This window comes from Stenotrophomonas sp. ATCM1_4 (genome assembly GCF_004348115.1).
Taxonomy (GTDB): domain Bacteria; phylum Pseudomonadota; class Gammaproteobacteria; order Xanthomonadales; family Xanthomonadaceae; genus Stenotrophomonas; species Stenotrophomonas capsici.
Genome location: NZ_QPFB01000001.1, coordinates 2,255,864 through 2,267,426, shown reverse-complemented (window position 1 = coordinate 2,267,426; position 11,563 = coordinate 2,255,864). Strand labels below are relative to the sequence as shown.

The following is an 11,563-nucleotide window of genomic DNA, read 5'->3' as shown; positions in this document are numbered from 1 at the left end:
TTGCTGCGGCCGCCCCAGTGTATGCCTCTGGAGGCGGGGTGGAAGTGTATTTGGCGTGATCCACAGCGCATGTGGACCAGCGCCGGGCAAACATGTGGATAACCCGTGGCAGCCCCCGGGGGACGGGGGTCTGGCGACGGTGGCGAGTTTTTGTCCATCGCACCGCGCAGTGGAGGCGCGCGGCGGTCCCGGCGACCGGCGGGGTCTGCTAGTATCCGCGGCCCCAGTCAGTATCGGCCTCCGCCACAGACGGCTCCGGCCGGCGGCTTCCAGCGCGAATCCATGAAGAAGTTCCTTCCCTCTGACCAGGCACAGCTTTCGCTGGGCATTGGCAGTGACATCCCGACCGAGCGCCTGTTCTTCGCGGTGCTGCCGGATCCGCTCACCGCCGAGCGGATCTCCGAGCTGGCCGAAGGGCTGCGTGACGAACACGGGCTGGAAGGGCGCCCGCTGGACACCGAGCGGCTGCACGTCACCCTGCACCACATCGGCGACTATGCCGGCCTGCCACCGAGCCTGCTGGCCCGGGTGCGCCAGGCCGCCAGCCGGGTGCAGGCCCCGGAATTCGAGGTCTGCTTCGACCAGGTGGGCAGCTTCGCCGGCAACCACCAGAACCCGTTCGTGCTGCAGAGCGAATACGGCGCCGAGCTGCTGGGTGACCTGCACGCCGAGTTGGCGCGCTGCCTGCAGAGCGTGGGGGCCAAGGCCAACCCGCGCTTCACCCCGCACATGACCCTGCTGTATGACCGGCGTCGCATGCCGGTGCAGCCGGTGCAGCCGCTGCGCTGGTTCGTGCGCGAATTCGTGCTGATCCGCAGTTTCCTGGGCCAGAGCCGCTACCAGTTGGAAGGCCGCTGGCAGTTGGGGTGATCGCGGCAGCGACACCTGGCGCCGGCCTGCCCGCCATCGTGGAGACCGCCGCCGTACCGGAATCCCGGCCGTCATCGCGGCGCCCGGGTCTGCCCGGCAACGCGCGGGCATGCTTCACGGATCGGGTGTACTCGGGCAGGATGCGCGCATGGACACTCTGCCGCTGACCGTGCCTCCCCGGCAATGGGCCGAGCTTGAAGCCGCCTACGCGCGGCCGCCGCGGGCGTATCACAACTTCGGCCATGTGCAGGCGTTGCTGCAGCACTATCACGACGTCGCGGTTGGACCGGGCTGGCAGCAGCCGGTCGAGGTGGCGCTGGCCGTGCTCTACCACGATGCCATCTATGAAGCCGGGCGCGGCGACAACGAGCAGCGCTCGGCGCAGCTGGCGGTGGATGCGATAGAACGCTGGCTGCCGGATGCGGGCATCGATGGCGACCGCGTGGCCGAGCTGATCGCGCTGACCGCACGCCACGGCAAGTTGCGGGCAGAGGACCTGGACGCCGATGCGGCCCTGTTCCTGGACAGCGACATGGCGATCCTGGGGGCACCGCCGGCGGTGTTCGATGCCTATGACCGGGGCATCGCCGAGGAGTACGCGGGCAAGGTGCCCGGCTTCCTGTTCCGGCTCAACCGGCGCCGGTTCCTCAAGGGCGTGCTGGCCCAGCCGCGGATCTTCTTCAGCGACTTCTTCCATGAACGCTATGACGCGGCGGCGCGTGCCAACCTGCGCCGGGCCACGGCCTGAACCGACGATTGGCTAGACTATGGCCACCGTTTGATCGCCGCCGCTGGCGGCCGAAGTGATGAGCCCCGACGTACTTCCCGACCCCGATCCGCGGCCGCAGCCGCCCGAAGCCCCTGGCCCCAATGAATGCTGCGGCAGTGGCTGCCCGCTGTGCGTGCTGGACCTGTATGCCGACGAGCTGGCCCAGTACCGGCAGCGGCTGGGGGCCTGGAAGCAGCGGCACCCGGACGCCACCGAATAGGCACAGGTTTCCGACGCGGACAGGCGTAGTCTGTCGCGGTCCCATGGGGAGTGAACATTGATGGTGCGTGCACGGGTGGGTGTGGCAGCCCTTGCGCTGGCGTTGTGCGCGTTGCCGGCGTCGGCTTCGGCGTTGGAGCGTGTCAGTCATGGCCGGTTCGAGCAGGTGCCGGTGTACCTGCCGGAGGGTGCGCCACAGCGCGTGGTGCTGTGGTTCGCCGGCGCGGGGGATCCCGCCGGGCATAGTGCGCGGCTGGAGGCGCTGCGCGCCGACGGTGCGATGGTGGTGGATGTCGATGCCGCCCACCTGTACCGGGTACTGGCCAAGGAAGGGGGCAAGTGCGGCTTCTCGGCCGGTGATGTCGAGAACTTCTCGCGTTATGTGCAGGCCTACCTGAAAGTCCCGACCTACCACCTGCCGATCCTCGGCGGGGATGGTGAGGGCGCGGCGCTGGCCTATGCGGTGGCCACCCAGGCCGAGCCGCAGGTATTCGCTGGCCTGCTCACCGAAGACTTCTGCCCGCAGTTGCGCAACGCCACGATGATCTGCGGCGATGCGATCCACGGCCGTGACCTTCAGCCGCAGCCGTTGCGGTTCCCGTGGCTGGCCGCCAGCGGTGCGGGCAAGGCCTGCACGGTGGCCGCGGTGGACGGTTTCCTCAAGGAGGTTCCGTGGGCGCGCAGCTTCCAACGCACCCGGACAGGCAGCGCCTTGCCGGGCGAGCGCGCGGTGGTGCGGGTGCTGGGCGCGCAGCATGGTGTGAGCCTGCCACCGGTGCCGCACGATCTGGATGGGCTGCCCTTGGTCGAGGTGCCGGCTGCCGGCACGGGCGACACCTTTGCGGTTTTCGTCTCCGGTGATGGTGGCTGGGCGGGGCTGGACAAGGACGTGGCCGGCGCCTTGGCCGCGGCCAATGTCCCGGTGGTTGGCGTGGATTCGCTGCGCTACTTCTGGAGCGAGCGCACGCCGGCCGGGTTCGCCGTGGACCTGGACCGCATCGTTCGCCACTACGCGGCTCAATGGCAGCGTCCGAACGTGGTGTTCATTGGTTTCTCGCAGGGCGCGGACGTGCTTCCCGCAGCGATCAACCTGTTACCGGCCAGCACGGCGCAGACCATGCGAATGACGGCGTTGCTGTCGGTCGGCGAACGCGCTGACTATGAATTCCATGTCAGCAACTGGATCGGTGGCGGCGGCGATGATGGCCTGCCGATTGCCCCGGAAGTGCGCAAGCTGCCGGCGGCCCGTACCCTGTGCGTATACGGAGAGGACGACGACGATGCGTTGTGCCCCAAGCTGCCGGCCGGCACCGCGCAGGTGGTCAAGCTGCCGGGCGATCACCATTTCGAAGGGGACTACGCCACGTTGGCGAAGGTGATCCTGCAGCGGTTGCAGGACGGGCGGTGACGCTTTCGGCTTCGCGGCCAAGGCCGCTCCTGCGGTAGCAGCGCCTTCAGGCGCGAAGCCGATGTCCTGGCCGCGCTTACGCGGTTTCGTACAACTCCAGCGGCAGCTCGTCCGGGTCGGCGAAAAAGGTGAAACGGCGGCCGGTGTATTCGTCCACGCGGATCGGCTCGCAGGCCACGCCTTCGGACTGCAGGTGGGCGACCACTGCATCCAGGGCATCCACACGGAACGCCAGGTGGCGCAGGCCGCGGGCTTCGGGGCGGCTGGGGCGCGCCGGCGGGTTGGGGAAGGAGAACAGCTCCAGCTGGCTGCCGTCGGGCAGGCGCAGGTCCAGCTTCCAGGAATCCCGCTGCGGGCGGTGGTTCTCGGCGATCACCTGCAGGCCCAGGATGCGCGTGTAGAAGTCGCGCGAACGTGCGTAGTCCGAGGCGATGACCGCGACGTGGTGGATGCCGGCCAGCAGCGTCATCGCGCGGCGTCCAGCCAGCGGCGGGCGATGTCGATGGCCATGGCGTAGGGCTCCGGTGCGTTGCGGTTGGTGAGCATGATCACCGTCAGCTTCTGCGCGGGGTAGCGCACGATGACGTTGCGGAAGCCGATGCTCTCGCCGCTGTGCCACAGCGCCTGGCCGTTGATGCGCCAGCCGAAGCCGTAGTACGGCGCGTCCGGTTCGTCGGTCCTGTTGGCCGGGCTGAAGGCCTGCTGCAGCGAGCTGCGGCGCAACAGGCGCTCGTCGTAGAGCGCGGCATCCCACTTGGCCAGGTCGTCGATGGACGAATAGATGCCGCCGTCGCCGAGCACCGCGCTGGTGGTGCTCTGGTCGGTACGTTCCCAGCGGCCGTCGATCTCGCTGTAGCCGTAGGCACGGTTGGGCACGTCGTCGACGCCGTCCTGGTGGGCAAGGGTGTGGGTCATGCCCAGCGGCAGGAAGATGCGTTGGCGCAGGAAGCTGGCGAAGTCGCTGCCCGAGGCCTTGCCCACCACCAGCGCCAGCAGCGCGTAGCCGCCGTTGCTGTAGCGGTAGCCGTTGCCGGGCGCGAAGTAGGTGCGGTTTTCCTTTTCCAGCAGGTGCAGCACGTCGATGTCATGCACCTGGCGGGTGTCGGCCGGGTCCATCAGGTCTTCGTAGTCGATCAGCCCGCTGGCGTGGATGAGCAGGTGGCGCAGGGTGATCGTGTCGGCGACCGCCGGCAGGCTCGGCAGCCACTTCTTCACCGGGTCGTCCAGGGTGAGCGTGCCGTCCTCGGCCAGCAGCAGGATCGCCGCGGCAGTGAACTGCTTGCTGACCGAGGCCAGGCGGAAGTTGCTGGTCGGCGAAACCGGCGTGCCGTCCTCGACCACCGCCAGGCCGTAGCCGCGCCGGAACACCGGCTGCCCGTCCTTCAGCACCAGCACCGCGGCACCTGGAACCTGCCCGTCGTAGCGTTGCAGCAGCGCGTCGATGCCCGGGTCCGGCGGCGTCACCGGCGGGGCGGCCATGGCCAGGCTGGACAACGCGGACAGGCACAGCGGGGCGAGTCGGTACATCCAGCGGGTCATGGCGGCTCCTTGGTGGCAATCAGGCTTTCTTGCTGGCGATCCAGCGATCGATCTTGGCTTCGAGGATATCCAGTGGCATCGAGCCGTCCTTGAGGATCTCCTGGTGGAACTCGCGCGGGTCGAAACGCTGCCCGAGCTCGGACTGCGCCTTCTCGCGCAGCAGCCGGATCTTGATCTCGCCGACCCGGTAGGCCAGCGTCTGCCCCGGCAGGGCCATGAAACGCTCCACTTCCGCGGCGGCATCGGCCGCGGAGATGTCGGCGTTGTCGACCATGTAGGTGACGGCCTGCTGGCGGGTCCAGCCGGCGGCGTTCAGGCCGGTGTCGGCGACCAGGCGCACGGTGCGCAGCAAGGTGGTCTGCAGGTAACCGAGGTGCTCGTAGGGGTCGTTGTACAGGCCCATCTCCTCGCCCAGCGACTCGGCGTACAGGCCCCAGCCTTCGACGAAGGCCACGTCGCCGCCGTGCCGGCGGAAGCGCGGCAGGCCGGCCAGCTCCTGCTGGGCGCCCAGCTGGAAGTGGTGGCCCGGCATGCCTTCGTGCAGGTACTGCATGGTCACCGACCAGCGTTTGCGCGAGGGCAGATCGTTGGTGTTGACGTAGAGCACGCCCGGTTGCTGGCCGTCGCCGCTGCCCGGCTGGTAGCTGGCGGCGCTGGCGGTGAGCGCGCGTTCGGCCTCCACCGGCTTGATCTCCAGCGCGGCCTTGGGGCGCTGGTTGAACAGCGCCGGCAATGCGGCATCCACGCGTTGGCCGACCTCGCGGTAACGCGCCAGCAGCGCATCCGGGTCGCGGAACATGAACTGCCGGTCGCTGCGCATGTTGTTGAAGACCTTCTGCACCGAGCCGCGGATCCTGGCCTCCTTCATCTGGGTGGCGATGCGCGCCTGCAGGTCCTGCACTTCCTTCAGCCCCAGCGAATGAATCTCGGCCGGCGTGCGCGCCGGCGTGGTGGAGCTGGAGACGTTGTATGCGTACCAGGCCTGGCCGTTGGGCAGGCCGCCCATGCCGTCGGTGGTGCGCGTGGCCGGCATGTACTCGGTGGCGATGAAGCCGCGCAATGCGCGGTAGGCCGGCATGATGCGGTACTCGATCATGCGCTTGTATTCGGCGCTCAGGCGCGCCTTGTCCTCGGCCGGGAAGCTGTCGGGCATGTTGCGGATCGGCCCCCAGAAGATGCTTTCCTCGGCGGTGGGCTTGATCACCGCGTCCAGCTGCGGCAGCACCTTCTCCATCAACGCGCGGGGCTGCACCACGCCGGCGGCCTTGCCCTCGCGCATGTTGACGATGGCCTGGTCGAACAACGGCTGGATGCCCAGCGAGCGCTTGGACCAGTTCTCGTAGTCCTTGACCGTGTTGAACGGCTGCGCGCCGGCACCGGAGCCGAGCACGGCGATGATGCTGGAGAGGTTGTAGTACTGGTTGATCGGCAGCATCCAGGTCGGGTACTGCTCACCGGCCAGCGACACCTGCGCATCGCGCACGAAGATTTCGTAGCTGAGCAGGTCCTGGCCCTGCAGGCCTTCGGCGCCGAGCTTCTCGACCTTGCCCAGCCATTCGACCATGAACTCGTGGGATTGCTGGCGCGAAGCGGCCGACAGGAAGTTGGGCAGCTGGTCGTTGAAGCGCGCATCGCCCTGGAACGTGGCCTGCAGCGGATTGAGCCGCATCGAGGCATCCCAGTATTCATCGTAGATGCGGTTGAGCTGGGTGGCCTTGTCCTGGCGGATCGGCAGCGGTGCGGGCGTGGCACGACGCGGTGCAGGACGGGCGGGGGCCGTACGCGGCTTGGCCTTGGTCGCGCCACGGCTCTGCGTGGCAGCGGGACGCTGGCTCCTTTTCCTGGCCGCTTCGGCCGGTGCCGCAGCGGACAGGGTCATGATCGAGGCAATGGCAAGCGCCAGGAGGCGCAGCGGGCTGGAGGACATCGGGTATTCCGAAAAACACACAAGTCCGGGAGATTGCCCGATAACGACGGCCACGACCAGCCGCGTGGCGCTTGAATGCGGGAGGTCGTGATGCAGCCGGTTATGAAGCCGTTAAATGCGGCCGATGCGGCAGTGCAGGGCGCTGCGGGGATCATCCGGGCAGGCACCGCGACGCCAGCGTCGTGCTGGGGTGATTGCCACGCCGGTGAGGAGACGTGGCTGTGCCGCGCTCAACGTTCGCCGGCGCGGGTGAACGGAACGGTCTCCGGCGCCACCGCGCCACCGGAGATGATGAAGCTCATCGCCTGGTCGACGGTCCAGTCGGTAGGGGTCAGCAATTCCACCGGCACGATTTCCAAGTAGCCGGAGGTCGGGTTGGGCGTGGTTGGCACGTAGACGGCCGCCAGCTCGCGGCCGGTGCCGTGCTCTCGGATCACGCGCGTCACCAGGCCCACCGACTTCATGTCACGGTGCGGGAAGTCGATCAACACCACGCGCTGGGTGCTGCCCGGCTGGGTCTGCAGGATGTCCAGCAGCTTCTTGGCGCTGTCGTAGATGACGCTGGCCAACGGAATGCGGCGGATCACCGCACCGAACCAGCGCAGCAGCTGTTGGCCGACAACGCGCCGGCTGAGCAGGCCCACCGCCAGGATCACCAGCATCGTCGCCAGCAGGGCGATGATGTCCTGCATCCAGACCGCCTTGACCCAGCCAAGGTAGTGCGGGAACGAGGCGGCGATGCGCTCGGACAGCGGGATGACCAGCGGGCTGCTGATGCCCGAAAGCAGGACGAAAACGAACTTGACGACCACCCAGGTCAACCAGATCGGCAACAGCGTGAGCAGGCCGGTCAGGAACAGACGTTGCAGGGAGGGACGGGAGGCGGGGGCGGGGACTTCGGGCGACATCGGCGAATTGTAGCGGTACGCACAGGGTACCGATGCCGTTGGTGTCCGGCGAAACCACCGCAGCCGGGGAACGCTGTGTTGAGGCAGGCAGGTGCCGGCGGTTCACGCCGTGGCGCGTGCCTCGGGCTTGAGCCGCACGTAGACCTGCTTGCGTACGCGCGCGACCACCTCGCCCTGTTCATCAAGGAGGTCGTTCTCGAACCAGTGCAGGTACTTGCCGCCGTCCGCGGTGGCCGCGCGCACCTCGTCCAGGGTGGCATCGTCCAGGCGGAACTCGGTCCAGACCACGCCGCGGCCCGGCTTGATGAAGTCGATGCTGCCGCTCTTGTCCCACACGAAGTAACGGCCGCCCAGGTTCTGCAGCAGGCACAGCATCCAGAACGGGTCGGTCATGGCGAATAGGCTGCCACCGAAATGGGTGCGCACGTAGTTGACGTTCCACGGCCGCTGGCGCAGCTCGACCCGCACATGGCGGTAGTCGGCGCTGATGGCGGTGACGTGGATGCCGGCGAACAGGAACGGCGGCCACAGGTTGATGCCATGGCGGAACAGGCTGGCTTTCATCGCGGAACAGCGGCGGGCAGGGGCCTGGAGTCTAGCATTCGCAGGCGTATGGTGCCGGCGCCGTAGTCACGGCATGGCGGCGTGGTAGCCGTCGCGACCGGCTTCCTTGGCCGTGTACAGGGCGGCGTCGGCAGCCTGGTACAGCGCCGAGGCGGTGTCGTGGATGCCGGGCACCACGCTGTAGATGCCGACCGTGACGCTGGTGTGGGCGGTCCTGCCCTTGCCGATCGGCAGCGACATGTGCCGCACCGTGGTGATCAGTTGCTGCACCAGCGCGAGCGCGCCTTCCTGCGGGGTGTCGGGGAGGATCAGGGCGAACTCGTCGCCACCGAAACGGGCGGCGACGTCGCGTGGACGCCGGGCGATATCGCCGATGGCCTGGGCAACCTGGCGCAGCATCTGGTCGCCCAGGTGGTGGCCGTGGGTGTCGTTGTAAGCCTTGAAGTGGTCTACGTCGATCAGCATCAGCGTCAGCGGCTTGCCACTGCGGCGCGCGGCATCGGTCTCCAGGCGCAGGATGCCCTCGAAGCGCATGCGGTTGGCCAGGCCGGTGAGCGGGTCGTGGTTGGCCTGGCGGCGCCAGTAGCGTGCCTGCCACAGCCCCCAGGCCAGCAGCAGCACGAGGCCGGCGCTGAGCGCGCAGACCGGCGCGTACCAGACGTGGAAGCCGCGCAGCAGCACGAGGCTGGACAGCAGCGGCAACGGCAGCAGCAGGCAGGCGATCAGCCAGCGCCGTGAGGTGGGCGCGGTGACGGCCAGGGTCGTGAGCAGCACCAATGCCACGCTGGCCAGCATCTGCTGCAGCGGTGACAGCGGCACGATCGCCCGGTCGGTGAGCAGCATGGAGGCAACGTTGGCCTGGTACTCGCTGCCGCTCATCCATGCCTCGCGCGAGGTCGGGGTGAGCAGGCGCGGCGCCATGCCGCTGGCGGTCATGCCGACGATGACCAGGCGGTCATGCAGCAGACTGGCGGGGACGCGTCCTTCGAGCACGTCGATGTAGGACACCTGCGGGAAGCTGCCCGGTGGGCCGGCGTAGTGCACGCGGACGTAGTTGTCGCGCCGCCATTGGTACGGGCTGGCCTCCCCGTTCGCCGGGCCACGCAGGCTCGGCAACGGCGGTGGGCTCCCGGCCAGCGCGACGCCGAGCGCCGGCCAGTGCGGGGAGTCCATGCCGGCCTTGAGGTAGATGCCGCGGGCCACGCCGTCGCCGTCGATCTCGATGTCGGTATGCGCCAGCGCCGCGGCAACGCTGGCGATCTGCGGCACCGGCAGCAGTTCCTCCGGCACCGCCTCGTCGCTGCCGGCCGAGGCCAGCACCGGCAGGATCACGTTGCCGCTGCGCGCGATCGCCGCGGCCAGCTGCGCATCCTGGCGGCTGTCCTTGCGGTCGGGTTCGGGGAACATCAGGTCCAGTGCAATGCGCCGGACGCCGGCGTCCTGCAGGCGTTCGATCAGCTGTGCATGGGTGCTGCGCGGCCACGGCCATTGGCCGAGCTGCTGCAGGCTGCGGTCATCGATGGCGACGATGGCCAGGCGCGGGTCGGCGGGGTAGTCCCATTGGCCGACGAGGTTGTCGTAGATGCTTTCGTCCGGCTGCCAGAACAGGCGGAAGTGGCAGGAAAGACCGGTCAGCGCGCCGAGCGTGACGGCGAGCAGCAGACGTTGGTGCCACGGCAGCCGCAATGGCCTCATAAAGCCAGCAGCAACAGCAGGGCACCGGCGCCGGCGCCATAGCAGAGCGGGCAGGGCAGCTTGACCTGCTGGGGAGCGGAGAACGGACCGGCATAGCCGTCCCCGGCGATGGTCTGCACGCGGACGTACAGGGTGCCGCCGCGCAGCGGTCGCTTGAGCGAGGCTTCGGGTGTGTCCACCTCGGCATCGAGCAGCAGGCGTTCGAAGTCGGCGTTGCGGCTCACCTGCACGCGGTAGCGGCTGGCTTCGGCGGCGGCCTGCCAGCGCAGGGTGAGCTGGCGACCTTCCGGCGCCGGCTGCAGTTGCGGATCGACCGGCGCGTCACTGAGCGACAGCGGCAGCGCCTGGCCGAAGCGGCCACGCGTGCCCTGCGCATCGACGGAGGCGACGCGCCAGAAATAGTCACCGGCGGGCAGGGAATCGGCGGTGCGCAGATGGGTGCTCCGGGTCGTCTGTTCCACCAATGGTTGCAGGAACAGGGGCTCGCTGGCGACCTGGACCACGCTGCCATCGGCCTGCGCCACCTGCGCCCACTCGAACCGCGGGCGCAGCTGGTGCAGTGTCTGCCCGTGCTGCGGCGACAGTGTCAGCGGCGGCTCGGGGCCATCGGGGAGCAGGAAGTCACGGTTGCCGTCCAAGCCCTCGACGCCATCGGCATCGACGGCCCGGACCAGCAGGCGCAATGCGCCCGCCGGCAGGGCGTCGATCACCACCCGGGTGTCGGCCAGGTCACGGGCGAACAGCAGCACGTCAGGGGCATCGGCGCGCACCACTTCCACGCGATAGCCCGCCGCGCCAGCCACCGGCTGCCAGCCGGCGAGCAGCGGCAGCGCCGCGATCCGGGTACGTGCTTCGTCGAAGGCCGGCGCCGGCAGCAGCGCCTGGCTCGGGCTGGGGGCGACTTCCGCGCTGCGGCTCAGGGTGGCGCGGCCCGGGTCGACCATCTGCCGGCCACCGCGGTTGTCCACCTGCACGCGGCCTTCGACCACCTCGGTGCTGGCCACGGACTGCCCGCCACCGGCACTGACCCGGAACACCGTGCCGCGCACGCTGCTGGTCGCGGTGGGGGCGGTGATGATGTAGCGCGAGGCCGGCCCGCGCGCCGGGGTCACGCGGTTGCTGCTGCGGCCACGCTGCAGGCGCAGGCGGGTATCCACCATGCCGGTGGCCCCGTAGGTGCTGAGCTGGTCCAGCAGCAGCTGCGAGTTCTCGCGCAGCAACAGGTGCGAATCATCGGCAAAGGCCAGCGTCACGCTGGCATCGGCACCGGTGCTGATCTGGCTGCCGATCGGCAGTTGCATGCCCGTGCTCACCGTGCGACTGGTGCTGGACGGGCCACTGACCTGGACTTCACCCCGCACCGCCAGGACGCGTGCCGGCGCCGGCTCCACGCGCAGCCAGGCAATCGGGAACTTGAGGACACGGCCCGGTGGCAGCTGGTACGGGTCACCGACCGTGTTGTGTGCCTGCAACTGGTGCCAGCTGATGCTGGGCTTGAGGTAGCGCCCGCCCAGGTCCCACAGCGTATCGCCGGGACGCACGCGGTAGGTCCAGTCCTGTGCCGCTGCGGCCAGACAGGGCAGGAACAGGGTCATGGCCAGGGCAAGCCGGGGCAGCATGAAGCGGAGGCACGACAGACGCTGTTGAACACGTGTCACGGACGC

11 protein-coding genes are annotated in these 11,563 nt (G+C 68.9%); 4 read left to right on the top strand and 7 right to left on the bottom strand.

Annotated elements, in window-relative coordinates:
* The first annotated feature begins 282 nt into the window (after nt 1-282).
* The 4 genes from thpR (at nt 283) to ATCM_RS10350 (ending at nt 3,266) form a co-directional block, all read left to right on the top strand.
* Complete coding sequence (thpR, locus tag ATCM_RS10365; protein ID WP_132864454.1) at nt 283-870, top strand: RNA 2',3'-cyclic phosphodiesterase; 588 nt, start codon at nt 283-285, stop codon at nt 868-870.
* 148 nt (nt 871-1,018) lie between these two features.
* Nucleotides 1,019-1,618 carry a hypothetical protein gene (locus tag ATCM_RS10360; RefSeq protein WP_132864453.1) on the top strand — a complete coding sequence of 200 codons (600 nt, stop codon included), beginning with the start codon at nt 1,019-1,021 and terminating at the stop codon, nt 1,616-1,618.
* Between the two features lie 58 nt (nt 1,619-1,676).
* Nucleotides 1,677-1,859, top strand: a complete 183-nt coding sequence (locus ATCM_RS10355; protein ID WP_132864452.1) for an oxidoreductase-like domain-containing protein — start codon at nt 1,677-1,679, stop codon at nt 1,857-1,859.
* Between the two features lie 60 nt (nt 1,860-1,919).
* On the top strand, nt 1,920-3,266 hold the full coding sequence (locus ATCM_RS10350) for an AcvB/VirJ family lysyl-phosphatidylglycerol hydrolase (protein ID WP_132864451.1): 1,347 nt from the start codon (nt 1,920-1,922) through the stop codon (nt 3,264-3,266).
* A 76-nt stretch (nt 3,267-3,342) separates the two neighbouring features.
* Here ATCM_RS10350 and ATCM_RS10345 read toward each other — a convergent pair whose 3' ends face one another.
* The 7 genes from ATCM_RS10345 to ATCM_RS10315 form a co-directional block, all read right to left on the bottom strand.
* A complete protein-coding gene (locus ATCM_RS10345) occupies nt 3,343-3,735 on the bottom strand; it encodes a VOC family protein (RefSeq protein ID WP_132864450.1) in 393 nt (130 codons plus the stop codon).
* A complete protein-coding gene (locus ATCM_RS10340; protein WP_132866131.1) occupies nt 3,732-4,793 on the bottom strand; it encodes a serine hydrolase domain-containing protein in 1,062 nt (353 codons plus the stop codon). The genes ATCM_RS10345 and ATCM_RS10340 overlap by 4 nt, the downstream gene beginning before the upstream one ends.
* Nucleotides 4,794-4,824: 31 nt before the next feature.
* Nucleotides 4,825-6,732 carry a DUF885 family protein gene (locus tag ATCM_RS10335; RefSeq protein WP_132864449.1) on the bottom strand — a complete coding sequence of 636 codons (1,908 nt, stop codon included), beginning with the start codon at nt 6,730-6,732 and terminating at the stop codon, nt 4,825-4,827.
* A 230-nt stretch (nt 6,733-6,962) separates the two neighbouring features.
* On the bottom strand, nt 6,963-7,640 hold the full coding sequence (locus ATCM_RS10330; RefSeq protein WP_132864448.1) for a DUF502 domain-containing protein: 678 nt from the start codon (nt 7,638-7,640) through the stop codon (nt 6,963-6,965).
* A gap of 102 nt (nt 7,641-7,742) precedes the next feature.
* A complete protein-coding gene (locus tag ATCM_RS10325; RefSeq protein ID WP_132864447.1) occupies nt 7,743-8,204 on the bottom strand; it encodes a DUF4442 domain-containing protein in 462 nt (153 codons plus the stop codon).
* Between the two features lie 66 nt (nt 8,205-8,270).
* Nucleotides 8,271-9,899: a CHASE2 domain-containing protein gene (locus ATCM_RS10320; protein ID WP_132864446.1), complete on the bottom strand. Its 1,629-nt coding sequence runs from the start codon at nt 9,897-9,899 to the stop codon at nt 8,271-8,273.
* Nucleotides 9,896-11,494, bottom strand: coding sequence for a FecR domain-containing protein (locus ATCM_RS10315; RefSeq protein WP_243693991.1), 1,599 nt, complete (start codon nt 11,492-11,494; stop codon nt 9,896-9,898). The genes ATCM_RS10320 and ATCM_RS10315 overlap by 4 nt, the downstream gene beginning before the upstream one ends.
* Between the last annotated feature and the right edge of the window lie 69 nt (nt 11,495-11,563).